The following is a 19,742-nucleotide window of genomic DNA, read 5'->3' on the forward strand; positions in this document are numbered from 1 at the left end:
GATTACTGGAAGGCAGTCTCGAAGAAGCTGCGCAGCTTGCGTGAATGCAGTGCCTCCGGCGGCATGGCCGCAAGCTTCTGGATGGCGCGGATGCCGATCTGCAGGTGCTGGTTGACCTGTGTTCGATAAAAGGCGGTCGCCATGCCCGGCAGTTTCAGCTCGCCATGCAGCGGCTTGTCGGAAACGCAAAGAAGTGTGCCGTAGGGCACGCGGAAGCGAAAGCCGTTGGCCGCGATCGTTGCCGATTCCATGTCGAGCGCGATGGCTCGCGCCTGGGAGAGCCGCTTCACAGGGCCGCGCTGGTCGCGCAATTCCCAGTTGCGGTTGTCGATCGTGCCGACGGTGCCGGTGCGCATGATGCGCTTGAGCTCAAAGCCTTCGTAACCGGTGATTTCGGCGACAGCTGCCTCCAGCGCCACCTGCACTTCGGCAAGCGCGGGGATCGGCACCCAGACCGGCAGGTCGTCGTCGAGGACATGATCCTCGCGCATATAGGCGTGCGCCAGGACATAGTCACCGAGGCGCTGGCTGTTGCGCAAGCCGGCGCAGTGACCAAGCATCAGCCAGGCATGTGGGCGCAGAACGGCCACGTGGTCGGTGATCGTCTTGGCGTTGGAGGGGCCGACGCCGATATTGATCATGGTGATGCCGGCATGGCCCTTTTTCTTCAGGTGATAGGCAGGCATCTGCGGCAAGCGGGGGGCCGTGGCATCGGTTTCGGGCTGGCACGATCCGGCATGGGTGATGATGTTGCCTGGCTCGACGAAGGCCGTATAGCCGTCTTCGCCGCCGCCTTTGGCTATCGTCTCGCGCGCCCAGGAGCAGAATTCGTCCATGTAGAACTGGTAGTTCGTGAAAAGCACGAAGTTCTGGAAGTGCTGCGCGCTCGTTGCCGTGTAATGGGCAAGGCGGGCGAGCGAATAATCCATGCGCTGGGCCGTAAAGGCCGCAAGCGGCGAAGGCTCGCCCGGCGCCGGGATATATTCGCCGTTGGCGATCTCGTCGTCGGTCGTATTGAGGTCCGGCGTGTCGAAGAGGTCGCGCATCGGGATGTCGATGAAGGTCGAGGCCGACGCCTCGACATGGGCGCCTTCGCCGAAGGCGAAATGCAGCGGGATCGGCGTCGAGGATTCGGACACGACGATCGGAACGTTATGACTTCTCATCAAGAGCGCCAGCTGTTCCTTCAGGTAGTGACGGAAAAGCTTCGGCCGGGTGACGGTCGTCGTATAAACACCCGGCGCCGTCACATGCCCGTAGGAGAGGCGGGAGTCGACATGGCCGAAGCTGGTCGTCTCGATGCTGACCTGAGGGTAGAAGGCGCGGTAGCGCGAGGAAATCGGCGCGCCCTTGGCAAGCTTCGAAAAACTGTCGATCAGGAAGGCGGTATTGCGTTCGTAAAGCGCAGTCAGCGCATCGACGGCCTGCGCTGGATCGTCGAAGCTTTGCGGTTCAAAGGCAGGTGGCGAGGAAATATCAAGAGGTAATGGAGAGATTCGTTTGCTCATGGCGCATTATAGGTTGCCCTTTTTAACAAGCAAGCGACGCACCTTCGGCCCGCGTCAGAAATTCAGCGGACACTCGTACAGAAGGGGCTGGTCACGTTGAGGCAGGTGTAGTTCGCACCGAAATGCGATTGTGCTCCGCCCCCGCCACCGCGCACGACCGCTGCCGAGAATGTGATCGCGAAAACCGCCGCGAACAGCGTGATGACGGTGAAGCGTCTTGCGAGAATAAGCACGTCAATGTTCCTTGGGGCCGATATGCGTCTTATCGTTGAGACAAGTCTTGCCACACGCCGGCTGAACGGGTGCTGAGGTTCCGGTTCATTTGGCGTTCACAATGGTTGACGACTTGAAGGCGCCGCTTGGCAACTTATGTGTCTAGTCCCGCAAAGGAGATTTCATGACCGCACCGATTGAACTTTATTATTGGCCGACCCCGAACGGCTTTAAGATCAGCATCATGCTCGAGGAGCTGGGCGTCCCCTACGAGGTGAAGTACGTCAATATCGGCAAGGGCGAGCAGTTTGCGCCCGACTTCCTGAAAATCGCGCCGAACAACCGCATGCCGGCGATCATCGATCCGGACGGCCCCGGCGGCGCGCCGATCTCCGTCTTCGAATCGGGTGCCATTCTCCAATACCTCGGCCGCAAATACGGCAAGTTCTATCCTCAGGACGAGCGCACGCGCGTGCAGGTGGAAGAATGGCTGTTCTGGCAGGTCGGCGGCCTCGGTCCGATGGCAGGCCAGGCGCACCATTTCCGCAGCTATGCGCCGGAAAAGATCGAATACGGCATCAACCGCTACACGAACGAAGTCAACCGCCTCTACGGCGTGATGAACAGGCGGCTGGAAGGCCGGGGCTACTTCGCCGGCGACTATTCGATCGCCGACATGGCCTGCATCGGCTGGGTGATCCCCTACGAGCGGCAGGGACAGGACCTCAATGATTTTCCGAACCTCAAGGCTTGGTTCGAGCGCATGCATCAGCGCCCGGCGGTTCTAAGGGGCATCGAGGTCGGCAAGCAAGAGCGCGAACGCCAGACGAATCTCGCCGAGGACAAGGAAGCGCAGAAGGTTCTCTTCGGCCAGCGCGCCCGCTGAAGGCGGCACCTCGGAACATGGCTGGAATGTCGAATTAAAAAAGAGGTCGCCCGAAACACGTTGTTGGGGCGTCCTTCCTTGTTCGAGAAGCTTCAGCGGTGAGTTTGCAGATTTTGCTTGTGGCTGAGAGCCGGTCAGAAGGCCGGAACGACCCAGCAAGCCATCGTGAAGTCAATTGATGCCGCCGATCGACAGGAAGGAAGACTGCTCTTGCCGAAATTGCCGATGATCGGTCGTCATTCAGTAAGATGGCGGTCATCGTGTTGCGGGCGCATTGTTCAGTCGGCGTCGCTTAATGGAGTGCAGCACGTGGGCCTCGCAACACGCTGCAGCCGCATTGCTGGCATGTTCATCGGTTTTTGCATTCAGGCACGCTTTCGGTCGCTGAGGCCGGGCAGCAATTGCCCAACTGCTTTTGATTTCAAAGCCGCGTCCAGGTCTGCGACTTGCACAGCACCTTAAGCACGCAGCCTTTCATCTTCAGCGAATTGCCGGAGAGGCTTCCCGAGCCGCTGTAGGTCTTGTCGCTTTTAGGGTCGGTGATCTCACCGTCATAGGTGGCGCCGGTGCCGGCAAGCGTGCCGATCTTCTTGCCCGCGAATTTGCCGGTTTTCAGCGTCACGCAATAGCTGCTGCCGCAAGGAGCGATTTGGGCGGTTTCGCCCGAGGCGGTCTTCCAGGTGCCGACGATCGGCTCCTGAGCGCAAGCAAGGCTGGCTGAAAGCGTCGCGGCGCCGGCGAGAACAAGTATGCGGATCACCATTTCCTCCCTGATGTCTTGAGCGCGGCGAAAATAACTTACGCGGACGTAAAGGTAAACAGCCGGCAATCGTGAAATTTTGCCGATTTCCAAGGCCCTTCGTCGCCGAATTGTTTCCAGCTCGCTTCTTGCCGACTGTTTTCGTGGTGAACGAAGGGTTGATTTTCAAAAATGAATCTTTCGTAAAATTGTACGGAAAGTCCTTAATGCGCAGGGACTCGGATGTTTAACGAAAACCCAATTTTACCAAGCGTTTGGACTTTGTTTGTCTCAAATTAATCATGCATTTTAGGCGTTTTTTGAAAGCGGAGCGGCATAGTGGAGCCATCAAACGAGCGGGGCAAACTCGCCGGACCGAAGGGACCCAAAGCTGCAATAGACGGCAGGGCCTGGAAGGTAAAACAGGGCAAGTCGAAAATAGACTGAACAGGGATTAAACCGATGGCACGCTTTGAAATGCACAATGCTGAAATGGCCACCATGGGTGGCGACAACAACGCCGATATCTTCTGCGAAATGGGCCTCATGTATGCAACAGGCCGCGGCTGCGACATCGATCTCGTCGCTGCGCACAAGTGGTTGAACATCGCCGCGATCAAGGGCAACGACCGCGCTGCCGAGCTTCGCGCCGATGTCGCCGCCACGATGGACAAGATGCAGCTCGCCGCGGCACTCCGCGCCGCCCGTGAATGGATGACGATCCACTGAGACCGTCTTCGGCGCGAGGGCGCAAGGAAAAAAACAACAACCTCAAAAGAGGGGACGGGCGGAGCGCTTTGGACGGCGCCCGGGCCAGGGAGAACGAAAACCGCGACCGGCAGGAACAAGGCCGGCGCGGTTTTTCCATTTAGTCCAGCAAGCGGAGAACCCGGGGCAGGGCTTCCTCCAAGCGTGCCATATCCCGCTCCGGTCCGACGCTGACGCGGATGCAGCGGTCGAGTGGCGCCACGCCCGGCATGCGGATGAAGACGCCGTGCTGCATCAGCCCGTCGACGATTGAGCGGGCATGGGCACCGTCGCGTCCGGCGTCGATTGCGACGAAGTTCGTGGCTGATGGAAGCGGCGAAAGCTGGTTGGCGCGGGCGATTGATGCGATGCGCTCGCGCGCAGCATGGATATTGCCGACAACCTGAGCAAGATAGGCCTGATCCTTGAGCGCGGCGAGTGCCGCCACCGTCGCCAGCCGGTTCATGCCGAAGTGGTTCCTGATCTTGTCGAAGGCCAGCGCCGTGCCGGGCGTCGAGATGGCATAGCCGACGCGAGCCCCGGCCAGACCATAGGCCTTCGAGAAGGTACGGGTGCGCACGACGTTCGGAAGGCCGATCAGCGCCTCGATCGAGGGAAGTGAACCGCCAGGGCCGGTTTCGCTATAGGCCTCGTCGAGCACCATAAGGCAGGTTTCCGGAAGGGCGCGGGCGAAGGCGACGATGCTGTCCGCATCCCACCAGCTTCCCATTGGATTGTCCGGATTGGCGAAGTAAACGAGCGGGGCGTTTTCGCGCTTTACCGCATCGAGCAGGCCGGGGAGATCCTCGCGATCGTCGATGTAGGGCACTGTCACCAGCCGTCCACCGAAGCCCGCGACATGGAAATTGAAGGTTGGATAGCCACCGAGCGACGTGACGACCGGCATTCCCGGTTCGATCACCATGCGAACGATCTGGCCGAGGAGTTCGTCGATGCCGCCGCCGAGCGCGATATTGGCTGCCGTGACGCCAAGATGGGCAGCCAGCGCCTCGCGGAGATCGAAGTTTTCCGGATCGTTATATTTCCAGATATCGCCCGCCTGCTCGCGCATGGCGGCAAGCACGGAGGGCGCGGGGCCGAAGCCGTTTTCATTGGCGCCGATGCGGGCCTCGACCTTGAGACCGCGCTTTCGCTCGATGGCTTCGGGACCGACAAAGGGAACGGTGGAAGGAAGGGCGCTGACAAGCGGCGTGAAGCGCGAGAAGGCGGACATCGAAATGCAGGTTCCCGGGATGATGAAAAATCGCGCCAACAATAGGCACTGCCATCCGCAAGGCAAGGAAGATTATTCTATCGCCTGCTGGCTTACGGCCTGCTTTGGATGCGCGGTGCGCGATATGCCTCGATCGCTTCGAGATTGCCAGCCATGAAGTCGGCGCGCACGACGCGCCGAAGCACTTCGGGGTCCAGCGTGTTGATGAAGCGGACACCGATGCGCTCGTTGTTGCGATAAACCTCCGCGCAGCCGATGCGATATGCAAGGCCCAGAATATTGAGATAGTAGTGTTTCGGCAGCCCGGCCGCCGAGGAGACGACGAAAGTGGCACCGCCGCGGGAAATATCCAAGATCTCGGCGCTTCGAAGCGAGATGCCGGTCAGGCAAGGGCGCACGGCGACGATGCGGGCCGGGCGCCGCACGTTGAACTGTTCCCAGCGGACGTCGTAAACTTCCGATCTGACCGTCGCAAGGTGGGTTCCTCGGAGCATGGACATGACGCGGCCCTCCCTGGGCCAAGCTCGTGCTGGCCCTGTTGTCGCACAACGTCACATGAATGTTTTTCGCATTCGTCAAACGGATCGGGACAATTTTAACAAAGGCCGATTTTGTTTTGTGCGCAAAGGGCAGTTCCGGTATCGCATTACCCTTGCGAATCGATTTATCCGTGGACCCTCCGAACTCTTTCAATTACTGTACGTTTTGCCTCTGTCGATGAAGCATTCGCTTCGAATTTCATTAAGAGGAAACGAAAATGGCTGACATCAAAGTGCCGTGGGAATCATGGGTCGTGGTCTGTGATGGTGCGAAGGCTTTGATCATGCGCAACGCAGGCAATGCGCTTCTCATGAACCTGCAGGTGCATGAAACGCTGAGCCAACCCAGCGAGCCCACCCGCGAACTCGGCACCGATAAGCCTGGACGGGCCCATGCTCCGGACGGCACGAGCGGCAGCGCCATGGAGCAAACAGATTGGCAGGAGCAGGCGGAGGCCGATTTTTTGAGGCGGATCGCCGCGAAGTTGGACAAGCTGGTCCGTGAACGAAACGGTAGCCGCATCATTCTGGTTGCACCACCCAAGGCGCTCGGTACCTTGAGACCGAACCTGAGCGCCGAAGCGCAGGCAGCCATTTCCGCGGAAGTCCCCAAGGATTATACCAACATGCCGGTCGATGAAATCGAGCGCCGCCTGGCTGCCTGATCATTTTCCGGAAGAGGAGCGCGGGCAAAGGCTCGCGCTTTTTTCATCCACCGCTCTTTCGTCCTGCAAACAAATCTTCGTTCTCACCCAAAAGCGCGGCAAGTCTGTCGATGACCGTGCGAACTTCCGCACGCTGGCGCTCGTCGTCATGGGCCGTGATCCACATGTCGTAGGTGAGCGGCTCGATGATCGGTCCGGCGCGCGTAAGGCCGGGCTCAGCATCGCCTATGAAACATGGCAGCACGCCGCGGCCGGCACCGCCCCTAATCAGGTGAAAGAGCATATGCGGCGTGTTCGTCCAGCCGGTGATCCAATGGTCTAACTGCTCGAAGGTCCATTTGTCCGCCGGTGTGATCGCGATGTCGGTGCCCAGGGATATCCAGTTGCGGTTGTCATTGTCGAAGCTTGCCGCCTGGTAAGCCGCGTGCGCCACCGTTACCGAACGCCGGATCGCGATATTGCCGTTTTCGGGACGGCTGCGCCTTATGGCAATGTGCGCTTCCCGATAGGTGAAATCGACGCCCGCGTCGCAGGTCTTGTAGCACATGCGGAATGGGTCTTTCGGCGTCCAGATTCTTGCCAAGTGATCGGCGATGAAACGCGACGTCCAGCTGTCGGCGGCCGTCGAAACGATCGGCAGTGTGAGCACTTCGCCGCGCCAGTCGGAGATCGACTGCGCGGCCTCCTGCATCAGGCGCACGCGCTCCAAAAGCGCCGTGCCGTCCTTTGCCAGCAGATAGCCGGTTGGCCCGCGTGTGAAGAGCGCCCGGCCCGTTGCGCGCTCGAGCGCCAGCATGCGCCGGCCGATCGTGGGCGCGCTGAGGCCGGTCTTTGACGCAGCCGCCGACAGTCCGCCGGCGGTCGCGACATGGAAGAAGAGTTGAAGATCGTCCCAGTTCGCGTCTTTCATTTTTGAAAACCCCCTTTCTTCCGCAGGCTCTACATTCGGCTGCGGCGAAGGCCTAGTTCGAGCGCTCCAACAAATAGATGGAGAACCCGACAATGCTTCTCAACTGGGTAGTTATTTGCAACGAGCTGGAAACAAGAAACAGGAGCCGCCGCCGCGATCCACTGGCAGACCCGCTCGACGGGCCGGACTGGGAGGGCCTGCGTTGGCTCCTGCCGCTGATCGTGTGGTTTGGCGCGCGCGACAGTGCCCGCGCGCCCGGCGGCACGGCACGGCGCGTCAGACGTCCGCTTCGAAGCTCAGGCGCAGCACATGGTGCAGGAATTCAGCATTGATCAGCATGTTGAAGCTGATCGTCACCAGATCGCCTTCACGCTTGACCACCGTCGAGCCGATCTCGTCGCGGATGCCGAGGATTTCTAGGAAGAAGTGGTTCGGAACCTCGACCATCCGGCTCACTTCGAGGACGGCGCCGGCGAGATTGATGGTGCGGATCAGGCAGCGGACCTGTGTGCCGGTGCTGAGGTGATGGCCGACGAAAATGATCTTGCCGGGTCGGTCGAGCGAGAAATCCCGGTAGGATTTCTCCCGCTCGTTAGTGTCGTCGTTGAGGTGCGTCTGAAAGGCCATCATCAGCCTCCGCTCGTTTCACGATTGAAAGGTAACGCATGAATGCTGACAGGTACTGAACGGGATCAATTGCATTTGAGGCTTATGCGTAGCTGGACGCAAAAAGCCCCTGATATCGGAAAATGGCGCGCGAGCCGGGCGGTCCATTCCGGGGCAATCTTGACAAAGCGGGCCGCCTGGCGGATATCAGGGCCGGTTTCGAGGCGCCGGCCGCTCGCGGGTGAAAATCCACGGTGAAGTCCTCGAAGTTCGTCGCAGCCAAATCGGTGCATGCTGACTGACGGCAATGCGAGCTCCCCTTTGCAGTCAAAATGGCATGCCTTCCGAAAAGGCTCAGCACATGACGACCGATCTTACCATCGATGAACTGAAGGCGCAGGCAAAGCGGCTTCGCCAGGCGATCGAAACGCGCGGTACTGCGATTTCGCACAGTGCCGCACTCGAACTCGTTGCCCGGCAACTTGGCGTGCGCGACTGGAATACGCTTTCGGCTCTGGCAACAAAGCCCAACGCGGATCGCGTTTCTGCGCTGTGTGTCGGCTCGCAGGTGCGCGGCCGCTACCTGAACCAGCCGTTTGTCGGCAAGGTTCTGGCACTTGCAGAGACCGGCGGCGGGTTTCACAAGATCACCATCCATTTCAATGAACCGGTGGATGTCGTGACCTTCGAGAGCTTCTCTGCGTTCAGGCAGCGCATCAATGCGCAGATCGACACGAACGGCATCTCGCCCCGCAAGACATCGAACGGACAGCCGCATCTGATACTCGACATCTATCCGCGGCAGAAGTCCTGACCTTGGTTCTTGATCGTCGCTGCGGTTGCAGCGGCGTCGGCCTCCTTCAGCGCCGCGGCATGCGCCATCCAGCCCGCTGCTGCGATGAGGGTTGCAAGCCGCGATGGCTGCAGCGAGGAACGGAGCCGCCCGGACGGGCGCATATCCTCCATCCTTTCTGATGAAGTCAGCAAACCACCGGCTCTTCTTTCGCACAGTCAGATCATTTAGCGAGGCAGCGCTACGCCTTCAGCAGCCATTCGTGCTCGGGCGCATTGTGGAACTTCCAGATGCGCTTCGGACCGGCCATGACGTTGAGATAGTAAAGGTCGTAGCCGTGGCAGGCAGCACAGGGGTGGTAGCCCTTCGGAACCAGGGTCACGTCGCCGTCTTCCAGCACCATCACCTCGTCCAGCGATCGGTCGTCGGTATAGACGCGCTGGAAGCCGAAGCCTTGCGGCGGGTTCAGGCGGTGGTAATAGGTCTCTTCGAGGAAGCTTTCGTTCGGCAGGTTGTCCTGGTCGTGCTTGTGCGGCGGATAGGAAGAGGTATGACCGCCCGGCGTGATGACTTCGACGACCAGCAAAGAATGCGCCGAACTGTCGTTCTCCGGCATGATGTTGTTGACGTAGCGGACATTCGTGCCCTTGCCGCGCGTGAGCGCGGGATGCGTGCCCGGCGGAATGGCCTTCGCCTCGTAGGTGCCGCCGCCCGGTGCCGAGCAGACGGCGAGTTCCAGATCGGTCTCGGCCGTCACCGACCAGGTCGATTCCATCGGGATATAAAGCGCATGCGGGCTGCCCTCGAATGGGCTCATGCGTTCGCCGAGCGTCCCGAAATCCTTTGTGCCGGCCTTCGCCTTGCCCTTGCCACTCACCCAGACGAGGCAGACCTCGCGGTCGGCGGTCTCGCCGGATGCAGTTTCGCCCGGCTTCAGCCGGTGGAGGTCGAAGCCCACATAGGTCCAGCCGGCATTCTCCGGCGTGACATGGGTGACGCAGCCGTTCGTGCCGTTCGGCTTGACCTTGAGATTGGGCATGGTGGTTTCTCCTTGTAAGCTCAGGGCAGGGGCCCTCATCCGGCTGTCGCCACATTCTCGCCTAAGGGCTGAATCGATATGCCGCGCCGCAGCGTTGTTCTCTCTCCCCGGTGGGAAGAGTGCCAGAAGGGCAAATGAGCGGGAGCGTGGCTCCGGCTATCCAATCAACCCTTGTCCAATCCAGCTTCCTTCGCAAGACTCTTCAGTGCCTTCAGCCCCATCGACTGATACTCGAACGGATTGCGCTTGAGCGGGTCCTGCTCGGCTTCGATAACCAGCCAGCCCTCGTAACCGTGTTCGGCGGCGACCTTGAGGACCGGTAGGAAATCGACGCCGCCCTCCTTGTCGCCGGGAACCGTAAAGACGCCGCGGCGCACGCCTTCGAGGAAGGAGAGTTTGTCAGCCTCGACCTGGTTGCGGATTACCGGGCGAACGTTCTTCGCGTGGATATGGCGCACGCGATGCATGTACTTCTTGGCGACTTCCACCGGATCTGTGCCGCCGAACCAGGCGTGTCCCGTGTCGAGCAGCAGCTTCGTTGCCGGGCCGGTATTTTCCATCAGCTTGTCGATCTCGGCACCTGTCTGCACGACCGTGCCCATATGGTGATGATAGACGAGATCGATGCCCTGAGCAGCACAATATTGGGCGATTGCCTCTATATCGGCGCCGAACTTCTCCCACTGATCGTCGGCGAGAACCGGCTTGTCGACAAGAGCCTTGCTGTCGTTGCCGTGGATGGCGTTCGACGTTTCGCAGACGATGCACACTTTGCAATCATTGGCCTTGAGCATGTCGAGATGCGGCTGGATCGCTTGTCTTTCGTCCTCAACGCCGTGGTCGAGGAGGTTCAGCGAGTGCCAGCCGGATACGAATACGAGTTTGTGCGCGGCGAGCACTCTTTTCAGTTCGTGGCCGTCGGACGGCATCTTGTGGCCCTTCTCGATGCCATCGAATCCGATCTTCTCGCAATCGCTGAGGCAGTCCTCGAGCGTCAAATGGGCGCCGATCGTGCGGTCGTCGTCATTGCTCCAGGCGATGGGGTTGGTCCCGTAGCGGATCATCATTGTCTCCGGATATCGTGATTTAGCGTTGATGCTTGCGCGCTTCGACATAGCTCTTGCGCGCCTTGTTGACCTGTTCGCGCGGGCTCACCTCGGGAACGGCGACATCCCACCAGTGACCGCCGGCTTGTGTCGTGATCAGCGGGTCGGTATCGATGACGAAGACCGAGGTACGGTCGTTCTCCTTCGAATCGGCAATCGCCCTCTCCAGTTCGGCAATCGAAGAAACCTTGACCGCGATGGCGCCCATGCTCTCGGCATGCGCCCGAAAGTCGATCTCCGGCGTTACCTGGTGGTAGGAGTCCTTCAGCAGGTTGTTGAAGTTCGCACCGCCCGTTTCCATCTGTAGGCGGTTGATGCAGCCGTAGCCGCGATTGTCGAGCAGGACCACGTTCACCTTGACGCCCATCATCACCGAGGTTGCGAGCTCGGAGTTCAGCATCATGTAGGAGCCGTCACCGACGAGGACGAAAACCTCCTTGTCCGGGTTCGCCATCTTTGCGCCGAGTCCGCCGGCGATTTCGTAGCCCATGCAGGAGAAGCCGTATTCCATGTGGTAGCTGCCAGGGGCTGTTGCCGGCCACAGCTTGTGCATCTCGCCCGGCAGGCCGCCAGCGGCGCAAAGACCGATCGCCTTTTCCAGTTCGATCGAGCGTGTCACCGCGCCGATCACTTGCGCATCCGAGGGGAGGGCGACGTTGCTGGAAGCCATCGCCTTGTTGGCGGCATCCATCCAGACGTTCTTTTCCTGCATTGCTCTTTGCGCGAGTGCCGCCGGTGCCTTCCAGCCGCCAAGCCCTTTCGACAGCGCTTTCAGGCCTTCGCGGGCGTCGGCGACAAGCGGCTGAGCGTCATGCTTGTAGGCATCGTAGGCGGCGATGTTGAGGCCAAGCATCTTCAGCTTGTCGTTCTTGAACAGCGCCCAGGAGCCGGTCGTGAAGTCCTGGCAGCGCGTGCCGACGGCGATGATGAGGTCGGTTTCTTCGGCAATGGCGTTGGCAGCCGAAGTGCCCGTGACGCCGACGGAGCCGAGCGCCAGAGGGTGGCGCTCGTCGATCGAGGATTTGCCGGCCTGGCTGACGACGACGGGAATGCCGTGGGCCTCGGCGAAGGCTTCAAGTTCCTGCGTCGCCTGGGAATAGAGAACGCCCCCGCCGGAGATGATCACCGGCCTTTCGGCTGATTTGACGAGCGTGATCGCAGAGGCAAGTTCATCGGCGTCCGGCTGCGGACGGCGGATCGTCCAGACCTTTTCTTCGAAGAGGCTCTCCGGATAGTCGAAGGCTTCCGCCTGGACGTCCTGGCAGAGCGAGAGCGTAACCGGGCCGCAATCCAGCGGATCGGTCAAGACCTGCATGGCGCGCTTCAGCGCTGTGATGATCTGCTCGGGGCGGGTAATGCGGTCGAAATAGCGCGAGACCGCGCGAAAGGCATCGTTGGCCGATACCGTGCCGTCGCCCCAGTCCTCGATCTGCTGCAGCACCGGATCTGGCGCGCGGTTGGCGAAGACATCGCCCGGCAGGAAGAGCACCGGGATGCGGTTGACATGTGCGACACCGGCCGCCGTCACCATATTCAGTGCGCCGGGGCCGATCGAAGTCGTGCATGCCATGAACCGCTGGCGGAAGCTTGCCTTTGCATAGGCGATCGCCGCGTGCGCCATGCCCTGTTCGTTATGGGCGCGATAGGTCGGCAGCTCGCCGCGCACCTGATAGAGCGCTTCGCCGATGCCGGCGACATTGCCATGGCCGAAGATCGCCCAAACGCCACCGAAGATCGGCACCTTTTTGCCGTCGACGACGCTCATCTGCTTCTTCAGGAAATGCGCAACAGCCTGCGCCATCGTCAATCGGATCGTCTTGCCCATCGGGCACCTCCCAAATGCTCTTAATTAATGCAGGCCGCGGGTTTTCAACCAGGCCTCGGTCAGTCGGCGGAAGCGTCCGGCCATATCGGCGATCGCTTCCTCGTCATCCATGTTGCCGGAGAGCCAGGCGCGCGCTGCGTCGGCAAATATGGTGCGCCCGACGGCAAAGCCTTTTACCGAGGGGGCGGCAAGCGTTGCCTCGAAGCCCTTCACGAGCTCTTCGGCCGGCGCCTCCAGCCCGAGCAGCACGATACCGCGGCACCACGGATCGTTCCTGGCGATCACGGCGTCGATCTTCCTCCAGGCAGACGTCGAAGCCTGCGGCTCCAGCTTCCACCAGTCCGGCTTGATACCGAGCGCGTAAAGCTCTTCCATCGCCGTCGAGATCGTGTCGTCGCCCAGCGGGCCATTCTTGCTGGCGATGATTTCCACCAGCAGTTCGCGGCCGACCTTGCGGGCAGCCTCAAAGAGTGTGCGCAGCTTCTCCTGCTGCTCGCCCTTTAGATCAGCCGCATCGTCTGGATGATAAAAGCACAGGCACTTGATGCAGTGGTCGAGCGGCCATTCGACAAGCTGCGAGCCGATATCCTGGCTGAACTCGAAGCGCAGTGGCTTGGAACCTGGCAATTCGACCGGCCGGCCGATCCAGGAAAAATTCTTGCTCGCCGCATCGAAGAAGGCGTCACGGCCGAACCGCTCGTCGATCAGCATACCGTAGCCGTCGCGGCCGCCGGCAACGCGCGCTGCCGCTTCGACGGCCAACCGCTTGAAGGCGACGATCTTCTTGTAGTCGACGCCCAACTCGTCGCAAACGCTGGTGAGTTGCGACCGATGGTCGATCGCAAGTGCCATCAGCAGCGGAATATCGCCCTTTCGAGTCGAAGCCCAGTGAATGTGGTTGATCGCCTCGTCCTTGCGTAGCGCACGGTGCTCGCTACCGTTCTTCAGGAAGAAATCGAGCTCTGCCCAGGTTGGATATTCCGGCGAGCAGAGCAGGCGGGAGACGGCGAAGGCACCGCATGCGTTGGCCCAGGTGGCGCAGGTCTTCAGCGGCTCGTCCTTCAGCCAGCCGCGCAGGAAACCGGACATGAAGGCGTCGCCGGCGCCGAGCACGTTGAAGACCTCGATGGGGAAGCCCTGGCCGATGATGCCTGTTTCCAGATCGTCGGCAATCGGTCCGTCGTAGACGATGCAGCCCATCGCGCCACGCTTCAGCACGATCGTTGCCGGCGAGAGGCGGCGGATTTCCTTGAGCGCGCCGAGCACGTCATCCGCGCCGGAGGCGATCAGGATTTCCTCCTCTGTGCCGACAATGAGGTCGCAATCGGGCAGCGTCTCCTTCATCTTGGAAGAGACGCGGTCGGACTTCACATAGCGCTCGAAGCCTTCGGCATGGCCGGCAAGTCCCCAGAGATTCGGCCGGTAGTCGATGTCGAAGATCACCTTGCGGCCATTCGCCTTGGCGATCCGGATCGCCTTTCGCTGCGCAGCCTCGGTGTTCGGTCGCGAGAAATGTGTGCCGGAAACGAGAACGGCGCGTGACGACCGGATGAAATCCTCGTCGATATCGCCTTCGTCGAGCGCCATGTCGGCGCAGTCCGAGCGATAGAAGATCATCGGCGAAACGCCCTCGGCCTCCACCGCAAGCAAAACGAGTGCCGTCAGCCGCTCGATGTCTGTCCGGATACCCTTAGTCTCCACACCTTCGCGCGCTGACTGCTCGATGATGAAGCGGCCCATCTGTTCGTTGCCGACGCGGGTGATCAGGGCGGACTTGAGGCCGAGGCGCGCCGTGCCGATGGCGATATTGGCCGGGCAGCCGCCGACGGATTTGGCGAACGATCCGATGTCTTCCAGCCGCGAACCGATCTGCTGGCCGTAAAGATCGACGGAAGAGCGGCCGATGGTGATTACATCAAGATACGGCTCGGGCTGCAGACCCGGATTGAATTGTGCCATGATGTCCTCCCGCTAGATTACTGCAGGACCCTGCCGCCTGCTGATTTTGAATAATGAAACATCGGTTCCGAGTTTTTGTCAATTCGGAATGTTTATTCCATTTTTTCTTTTGCGGTTTTGGGATGGTGAAGTTTGCGCCGGCGCTCGGCGATCGCCACCGGCAGCGCCATGACCAGCGCCATGGAGGCCGAGAGCGAGCGGAAGCCGGCAAAGTCAGCTTCGGCAACCTCAAACCAGCAGGCGGCGCGGGCCGCAAGCGGCGAGAAAGCCGAATCGGTGATCGCCACGACCGGCACGCCGCGGTCGGCCAACCCTTCGGCCTGGCTGAGGCTGTCGGCAGCATAGGGCGAAAAGCTGGCGGCGATCGCCGCATCCTTCGGCGTTGCGAATTGCACCATCTCCGGATCGACCCCATTCGGCGAAGCGACGATCTGGTGGCGGATCCCGAGTTTCGAAAGGGCATAGGCCATGTGTGCCGTGAGCGGATAGGAGCGGCGTTTCGCTATAAGATATATGGTGTCGGCCGCCGCCAGGATGTCGACGGCCCTGGTGAAGGTTTCCGTCTCGACGCTCGCCGCCATGCGGTTGATCGATTGGATAGCTGCGGCGATGAAACCGGAAAGCAGGTTGGCATCTTCGTCACCTTCGGATTGCTCCAGCGTGACGAGGCGCTCCTCGTAGCTCAGCGTCCGGTCCCGCAGCCGCTCGCGGAAAATACTTTGGAGATCGGAGAAGCCCTCATAGCCGAGGTGGCGCGCGAGCCGCACCAGCGTCGACGGCTGGACGTGCGAAGCCGCCGCGATGCTCGCCGTCGTGCCGAAGGCGATCTCGTCGGGATGGCCGAGCGCAAAGGCGGCGACCTGGGCCAGCCGCTTCGGCATGCTTGCCTTGCGTTCTATGATCGTGCTGCGCAGGCTTTCGAAATCGCGAGGCACGCGCACAAGTCTCTTGGTGTCGTTATCCATGCGGGCGGTCCATCGGATGAAACAAATATTCCATATTTGAAAAGCATAAATGATTTCGCTTTTCGATCCTAACTGTTTTTAATCCACTGGAATCGAAGGTTTTTGAACATGTTCGACGTCAACTGACGCAAATGAGGCGGTCGTATCGTCTTGTCAAAACGGTCCAGATATTCCAAAAATCATGACGGACATGGAGGAGAGGACGGAAAATGAAGCCACTCGGCATCGGTTTGATCGGCACCGGATATATGGGCAAGTGCCACGCGCTGGCCTGGAATGCGGTGAAGACCGTCTTTGGTGACGTCGAGCGTCCAAGGCTCGTGCATCTCGCCGAAGCCAACGCAGACCTGGCGAATTCGCGCGCCGCCGAATTCGGTTTCGAAAAGGCGACGGCCGACTGGAAAGTGCTGATCGCCGACCCGGAAATCGATGTCGTCTCGGTTACCACACCCAACCAGTTCCATGCCGAAATGGCGATTGCGGCGCTCGAGGCCGGAAAACATGTGTGGTGCGAAAAGCCAATGGCTCCCGCCTATGCCGATGCCGAGCACATGGTGAAAACGGCGAGGGCTTCCGGCAAGGTGGCCGTTCTCGGATACAACTATATCCAGAACCCGGTCATGCGGCACATCAAGACGCTGATCGGCGAGGGTGCGATCGGCGCCGTCAACCACATCCGCGTCGAGATGGATGAGGATTTCATGGCCGATCCGGACGGCCTCTTCTATTGGAAGAGCGAATTGTCTTCCGGTTACGGCGCGCTTGACGACTTCGCCGTGCATCCGCTCTCGCTGCTGTGGTATCTCTTCGGTCACGTCGAAGCGGTTATTGCCGACATGGTGAAACCTTATGCCGACCGCCCGCTCAAGGAAGGCGGTCGCCGTGCGGTCGAAAATCACGATGGCGCAAACGTGCTGATGCGTCTTGGCGGCGGCATCTCCGCCGTACTGATGGCAAACCGTGCCGCCTGGGGGCGCAAGGGCCGCATCGCAATGCAGATTTTTGGATCGAAAGGATCGATCGCCTATGATCAGGAACGCATGAACGAATTCGAGCTCTATCGGGCCGAAGGCCGCAGCACGGAGCAGGGCTTCCGCAAGATCCTCGCAGCGCCCGCCCACCGGCCTTACGACCGCTTCATTCCAGCCCCCGGCCATGGCCTTGGCTTCAACGACCTGAAGATCATCGAATGCCGCGAGCTGATCGGCGCCATTTCCGGTCAGCCGTCGTCCTTGGTCACGTTCGAAGACGGTCTCAGGATAGAGAGGTCGGTGCATGCCATGGCACAGTCCTTCCACGAGCGCCGCTGGATCGAGATCGGCTGACGGGCAAGATCGCTTCCTGTTGACGGCGCCAAGGGCGGGGGCTACGTCTCGCCTTCATAACAACACTGCTTCTGGGAGTGGGATCGTGACGGACAGACTGGTAATCATCGGTGCGGGGCAGGCAGGCTTTGCGATGGCCGCAAAGCTGCGCGCGCTGCACGACACCCGCCCAATCACCATTATCGGGGCCGAGGACGTTCTGCCTTACCAGCGGCCGCCGCTTTCGAAGAAATACCTGCTCGGCGAGATGACCTTCGACCGCCTGCTGTTCCGCCCCGAGCACTGGTACCCGGACAATAATGTCGAAATCCGCCTCGCGACCTGGGTCGAGCAGATCGACCGCGACAAGAAGCAGGTCGCATTGCAGGACGGTTCGATCCTTGACTACGGCACGCTGGCGCTGACAACGGGTTCGACGCCGCGCAGGCTGCCGGCAGCCGTCGGCGGCGACCTTGACGGCGTCTATGTCGCCCGCGACAAGCGCGATGCGGATCTTCTCGCCGATGAGATGCGGCCCGGCCGGCGCGTCCTTATTATAGGCGGCGGTTATATCGGTCTCGAAGCGGCAGCCGTTGCGCGCTACCGCGGCCTCGAAGTGACCGTCATCGAAATGGCCGACCGCATTCTCCAGCGCGTTGCCGCCAAGGAAACCGCCGACATCATCCGCGCGATCCACGAGAGCCATGATGTCGTGATCCGCGAAAGGACCGGGCTTAAGCGTCTCGTCGGCAGGGATGGGCATGTTTGCGGCGCTGAACTCTCTGACGGCTCGATGATCGAGATCGATTTCGCCGTCGTCGGCATCGGCGTCGTGCCGAACGACCAACTGGCAAAGGAAGCCGGTCTTGACGTTGCCAACGGCATTCTCGTCAACGAATTCGCCCGCACTTCCGACCCCTCGATCTTTGCCGCCGGCGATTGCGCCGTACAACCCTGGCAGGATGGGCAGATAAGGCTCGAGTCGGTGCAGAATGCCGTCGACCAGGCTGAAGCCGCCGCTGCGGTCATCGCTGGCGGTCTTTCACCCTATGACCCGAAGCCGTGGTTCTGGTCCGATCAGTATGACGTGAAGCTGCAGATCGCCGGCTTCAACCTCGGCTACGACGAAACCCTTCTGCGCCCCGGCACCCGCGAAGGCGCGCATTCCATCTGGTATTTCAGGAGCGGCCAGTTCATCGCCGTCGACGCGATCAATGATGCAAAGGCCTATGTGACGGGCAAGAAGCTGCTGGAAACAGGAATCAATCCCGACAAGGCCGTGCTGGCAGACGCGGCGGCCGATCTCAAGCAGTTGCTGGCTTGAGATCACGGCATTGTTTTCTCCCGGGTGGAAGCTGAAAAAGCGCTTGCTTCACCTGCGGAATGACTCTATCAGGGCTCCCACCGGAGAGGTGGCCGAGTGGTCGAAGGCGCTCCCCTGCTAAGGGAGTATACGTCAAAAGCGTATCGAGGGTTCGAATCCCTTCCTCTCCGCCACCAAGCAATTGTGTCCATACCGAAGACATAGGTAACAGAACGTACCTAACACATGGGTGACAACCTCGTGCCGAACGGGTTGTCGATGGTTTGCAAAGTCCTCTGTTCCAGGTCGATATATCCCAGATCATAGTGCATGAAGCTGACGAGCCAAATGCCGTCGTCGACTTCCTTGATTCCAAGCTTCTGTCCGGCCAGTACGGTGGAGATGTTGATCTTCTTGCGATAGATGCAGAGGCGGCCGCAATTGGTGACGAGCGCCTCCCTATCGTGGAAGGGATAGTCGATCTCCGGCAGGCCCCGATAGGGGCGTGACGATGCGACAAAGAGATCTGCCGGCACCTTCATGTCCAACGCCTCGTGCGGCCGCTCCTCATTGAATTCGCTGACGAATGCATCAAAGCGGGCCTGCTGCTGCAGAGTGTTCCTGCCAGGTGGCCTCGTCGCCTCCTTCTTCAGCGTCAGGTGCATGCGCTGATGGGCTCCTGCGGGATTGCCGAGCCTCAGCCGCCACACCGACAGTTTTAGACAGATTGTGGAGCCCGTTTGGGCTGGCGAAAGGCAAGCCGTTGTCGCTGCGCATCGCCGCCGGCAAACCAGGGCATCCAGCCGAGCATGAGCCGCGTCGATAATCCTACGATGATGCGAAGGCCAAAAAATCCATGAGGACCCTGAAGCAGGAGGAGGTGGATGGTCAGGCGTATCGCGGCCTGGACCATGAACGGACCAGGATCGGCGAATTCTCCGAGGCGGTCTGCAACAGGCAGCGCCTGGCCCTCGACTATCTCGCGCCGGAGCTTACGGAACCGGTCTCATCAACTAGGGCCAGAGACACCAAATGCAATTCACAGCCGGGATAACTGTTACTGACTGCTGTCTCACCAAAGGGCGGGGCCTATCAAGTGTCCTTCAGAAAACGTCACCCATCTCAGGTCGGGCAGAAAAATCTCGAAAATCGGTTCGGTCTGCTCTTGGCCAAAACGCGTCCCGTGTAATCGAATCTCTCCGGGCCAGAATCGCCTGAGGAGAATCAATCCTCATCCGAAAGTGATTCCTGCAGAGGGGCATCGTCCATTCGGGTGTTCCTTCATCCACGGCCGCACTGCGGGGCCGTCATAAAGTCCGCCGAATCTGGCTGGAAGTTGGTATCAATGCGGCACAGGATGGGTCGCGCAATAGGCGCGAGGCGGTGCTAAACCCCTGCAAA

At 60.4% G+C, this 19,742-nt stretch carries 19 protein-coding genes, 1 tRNA gene and 1 pseudogene; 7 read left to right on the forward strand and 14 right to left on the reverse strand.

Going from position 1 to position 19,742, the window contains the following annotated elements; all coding sequences use genetic code 11:
* Positions 1 to 2 precede the first annotated feature (2 nt).
* A complete protein-coding gene (locus EV130_RS20030; protein WP_074060668.1) occupies positions 3 to 1,508 on the reverse strand; it encodes an AMP nucleosidase in 1,506 nt (501 codons plus the stop codon).
* A gap of 62 nt (positions 1,509 to 1,570) precedes the next feature.
* A complete protein-coding gene (locus EV130_RS20035) occupies positions 1,571 to 1,741 on the reverse strand; it encodes a hypothetical protein (protein WP_165918550.1) in 171 nt (56 codons plus the stop codon).
* Between the two features lie 164 nt (positions 1,742 to 1,905).
* Between EV130_RS20035 and EV130_RS20040 the strand changes: the two genes are divergently transcribed.
* Positions 1,906 to 2,607, forward strand: coding sequence for a glutathione S-transferase family protein (locus tag EV130_RS20040; protein ID WP_074060669.1), 702 nt, complete (start codon positions 1,906 to 1,908; stop codon positions 2,605 to 2,607).
* A gap of 421 nt (positions 2,608 to 3,028) precedes the next feature.
* Here EV130_RS20040 and EV130_RS20045 read toward each other — a convergent pair whose 3' ends face one another.
* Positions 3,029 to 3,367, reverse strand: a complete 339-nt coding sequence (locus EV130_RS20045; RefSeq protein WP_165918555.1) for a DUF2147 domain-containing protein — start codon at positions 3,365 to 3,367, stop codon at positions 3,029 to 3,031.
* 441 nt (positions 3,368 to 3,808) lie between these two features.
* On the opposite strand from EV130_RS20045, the gene EV130_RS20050 reads away from it, so the two are divergent.
* The gene (locus EV130_RS20050; RefSeq protein ID WP_074060670.1) at positions 3,809 to 4,075 is read left to right on the forward strand and encodes a sel1 repeat family protein; all 267 of its coding nucleotides are present in this window, start codon (positions 3,809 to 3,811) and stop codon (positions 4,073 to 4,075) included.
* A 139-nt stretch (positions 4,076 to 4,214) separates the two neighbouring features.
* Here the strand turns inward: EV130_RS20050 and EV130_RS20055 are convergent, their stop codons facing one another.
* On the reverse strand, positions 4,215 to 5,327 hold the full coding sequence (locus EV130_RS20055; RefSeq protein ID WP_132661139.1) for a pyridoxal phosphate-dependent aminotransferase: 1,113 nt from the start codon (positions 5,325 to 5,327) through the stop codon (positions 4,215 to 4,217).
* Positions 5,328 to 5,419: 92 nt separating this feature from the next.
* Positions 5,420 to 5,827: a pilus assembly protein PilZ gene (locus EV130_RS20060; protein ID WP_074060671.1), complete on the reverse strand. Its 408-nt coding sequence runs from the start codon at positions 5,825 to 5,827 to the stop codon at positions 5,420 to 5,422.
* 257 nt (positions 5,828 to 6,084) lie between these two features.
* Here EV130_RS20060 and EV130_RS20065 point away from each other — a divergent pair, with 257 nt between their 5' ends.
* The gene (locus EV130_RS20065; RefSeq protein ID WP_022714615.1) at positions 6,085 to 6,531 is read left to right on the forward strand and encodes a baeRF12 domain-containing protein; all 447 of its coding nucleotides are present in this window, start codon (positions 6,085 to 6,087) and stop codon (positions 6,529 to 6,531) included.
* Between the two features lie 43 nt (positions 6,532 to 6,574).
* Here EV130_RS20065 and EV130_RS20070 read toward each other — a convergent pair whose 3' ends face one another.
* The gene (locus EV130_RS20070) at positions 6,575 to 7,441 is read right to left on the reverse strand and encodes a LysR family transcriptional regulator (protein ID WP_074060672.1); all 867 of its coding nucleotides are present in this window, start codon (positions 7,439 to 7,441) and stop codon (positions 6,575 to 6,577) included.
* Positions 7,442 to 7,717: 276 nt separating this feature from the next.
* On the reverse strand, positions 7,718 to 8,068 hold the full coding sequence (locus tag EV130_RS20080) for a hypothetical protein (RefSeq protein WP_074060674.1): 351 nt from the start codon (positions 8,066 to 8,068) through the stop codon (positions 7,718 to 7,720).
* A 340-nt stretch (positions 8,069 to 8,408) separates the two neighbouring features.
* Between EV130_RS20080 and EV130_RS20085 the strand changes: the two genes are divergently transcribed.
* Positions 8,409 to 8,861: a glyoxalase superfamily protein gene (locus tag EV130_RS20085; RefSeq protein ID WP_074063099.1), complete on the forward strand. Its 453-nt coding sequence runs from the start codon at positions 8,409 to 8,411 to the stop codon at positions 8,859 to 8,861.
* Here EV130_RS20085 and EV130_RS32615 read toward each other — a convergent pair.
* The 6 genes from EV130_RS32615 to EV130_RS20110 all read right to left on the reverse strand — a co-directional run bounded on the left by EV130_RS32615 (position 8,840) and on the right by EV130_RS20110 (position 15,734).
* On the reverse strand, positions 8,840 to 9,004 hold the full coding sequence (locus EV130_RS32615; protein ID WP_155774415.1) for a hypothetical protein: 165 nt from the start codon (positions 9,002 to 9,004) through the stop codon (positions 8,840 to 8,842). The two genes, EV130_RS20085 and EV130_RS32615, sit on opposite strands and share 22 nt — an antisense overlap.
* 77 nt (positions 9,005 to 9,081) lie before the next feature.
* Positions 9,082 to 9,879, reverse strand: a complete 798-nt coding sequence (iolB, locus tag EV130_RS20090; protein ID WP_132552090.1) for a 5-deoxy-glucuronate isomerase — start codon at positions 9,877 to 9,879, stop codon at positions 9,082 to 9,084.
* 164 nt (positions 9,880 to 10,043) lie between these two features.
* Positions 10,044 to 10,943 carry a myo-inosose-2 dehydratase gene (gene iolE, locus EV130_RS20095; protein ID WP_132552224.1) on the reverse strand — a complete coding sequence of 300 codons (900 nt, stop codon included), beginning with the start codon at positions 10,941 to 10,943 and terminating at the stop codon, positions 10,044 to 10,046.
* Between the two features lie 22 nt (positions 10,944 to 10,965).
* The gene (iolD, locus tag EV130_RS20100) at positions 10,966 to 12,810 is read right to left on the reverse strand and encodes a 3D-(3,5/4)-trihydroxycyclohexane-1,2-dione acylhydrolase (decyclizing) (protein WP_132661141.1); all 1,845 of its coding nucleotides are present in this window, start codon (positions 12,808 to 12,810) and stop codon (positions 10,966 to 10,968) included.
* Positions 12,811 to 12,834: 24 nt separating this feature from the next.
* Complete coding sequence (locus EV130_RS20105) at positions 12,835 to 14,769, reverse strand: bifunctional 5-dehydro-2-deoxygluconokinase/5-dehydro-2-deoxyphosphogluconate aldolase (protein WP_132661144.1); 1,935 nt, start codon at positions 14,767 to 14,769, stop codon at positions 12,835 to 12,837.
* Positions 14,770 to 14,861: 92 nt separating this feature from the next.
* Complete coding sequence (locus EV130_RS20110) at positions 14,862 to 15,734, reverse strand: MurR/RpiR family transcriptional regulator (RefSeq protein WP_074060679.1); 873 nt, start codon at positions 15,732 to 15,734, stop codon at positions 14,862 to 14,864.
* 209 nt (positions 15,735 to 15,943) lie between these two features.
* On the opposite strand from EV130_RS20110, the gene EV130_RS20115 reads away from it, so the two are divergent.
* The 3 genes from EV130_RS20115 (at position 15,944) to EV130_RS20125 (ending at position 18,535) form a co-directional block, all read left to right on the forward strand.
* On the forward strand, positions 15,944 to 17,059 hold the full coding sequence (locus EV130_RS20115; RefSeq protein ID WP_132661147.1) for a Gfo/Idh/MocA family protein: 1,116 nt from the start codon (positions 15,944 to 15,946) through the stop codon (positions 17,057 to 17,059).
* Positions 17,060 to 17,144: 85 nt separating this feature from the next.
* The gene (locus EV130_RS20120; RefSeq protein ID WP_132552094.1) at positions 17,145 to 18,362 is read left to right on the forward strand and encodes an NAD(P)/FAD-dependent oxidoreductase; all 1,218 of its coding nucleotides are present in this window, start codon (positions 17,145 to 17,147) and stop codon (positions 18,360 to 18,362) included.
* 82 nt (positions 18,363 to 18,444) lie between these two features.
* A tRNA-Ser gene (locus EV130_RS20125) sits at positions 18,445 to 18,535 on the forward strand.
* Between the two features lie 45 nt (positions 18,536 to 18,580).
* On the opposite strand, the pseudogene EV130_RS20130 reads toward EV130_RS20125, so the two are convergent.
* Positions 18,581 to 19,133 (reverse strand): annotated as a pseudogene (locus EV130_RS20130) (integrase core domain-containing protein); the annotation flags it as partial.
* Positions 19,134 to 19,742: the final 609 nt, after the last annotated feature.

The organism is Rhizobium azibense, from assembly GCF_004342325.1.
GTDB lineage: Bacteria > Pseudomonadota > Alphaproteobacteria > Rhizobiales > Rhizobiaceae > Rhizobium > Rhizobium etli_B.

Excerpts from the sequence above, each read along its gene's own strand:
- EV130_RS20115 (WP_132661147.1), top strand. The coding sequence starts at position 15,944 with ATGAAGCCACTCGGCATCGGTTTGATCGGCACCGGATATATGGGCAAG.
- EV130_RS20050 (WP_074060670.1), top strand. The coding sequence starts at position 3,809 with ATGGCACGCTTTGAAATGCACAATGCTGAAATGGCCACCATGGGTGGC.
- iolE (WP_132552224.1), bottom strand. The coding sequence starts at position 10,943 with ATGATCCGCTACGGGACCAACCCCATCGCCTGGAGCAATGACGACGAC.
- iolB (WP_132552090.1), bottom strand. The coding sequence starts at position 9,879 with ATGCCCAATCTCAAGGTCAAGCCGAACGGCACGAACGGCTGCGTCACC.
- EV130_RS20030 (WP_074060668.1), bottom strand. The coding sequence starts at position 1,508 with ATGAGCAAACGAATCTCTCCATTACCTCTTGATATTTCCTCGCCACCT.
- EV130_RS20080 (WP_074060674.1), bottom strand. The coding sequence starts at position 8,068 with ATGGCCTTTCAGACGCACCTCAACGACGACACTAACGAGCGGGAGAAA.
- EV130_RS20040 (WP_074060669.1), top strand. The coding sequence starts at position 1,906 with ATGACCGCACCGATTGAACTTTATTATTGGCCGACCCCGAACGGCTTT.
- EV130_RS20070 (WP_074060672.1), bottom strand. The coding sequence starts at position 7,441 with ATGAAAGACGCGAACTGGGACGATCTTCAACTCTTCTTCCATGTCGCG.
- iolD (WP_132661141.1), bottom strand. The coding sequence starts at position 12,810 with ATGGGCAAGACGATCCGATTGACGATGGCGCAGGCTGTTGCGCATTTC.
- EV130_RS20085 (WP_074063099.1), top strand. The coding sequence starts at position 8,409 with ATGACGACCGATCTTACCATCGATGAACTGAAGGCGCAGGCAAAGCGG.
- EV130_RS20105 (WP_132661144.1), bottom strand. The coding sequence starts at position 14,769 with ATGGCACAATTCAATCCGGGTCTGCAGCCCGAGCCGTATCTTGATGTA.
- EV130_RS32615 (WP_155774415.1), bottom strand. The coding sequence starts at position 9,004 with ATGCGCCCGTCCGGGCGGCTCCGTTCCTCGCTGCAGCCATCGCGGCTT.
- EV130_RS20060 (WP_074060671.1), bottom strand. The coding sequence starts at position 5,827 with ATGTCCATGCTCCGAGGAACCCACCTTGCGACGGTCAGATCGGAAGTT.
- EV130_RS20065 (WP_022714615.1), top strand. The coding sequence starts at position 6,085 with ATGGCTGACATCAAAGTGCCGTGGGAATCATGGGTCGTGGTCTGTGAT.
- EV130_RS20055 (WP_132661139.1), bottom strand. The coding sequence starts at position 5,327 with ATGTCCGCCTTCTCGCGCTTCACGCCGCTTGTCAGCGCCCTTCCTTCC.
- EV130_RS20110 (WP_074060679.1), bottom strand. The coding sequence starts at position 15,734 with ATGGATAACGACACCAAGAGACTTGTGCGCGTGCCTCGCGATTTCGAA.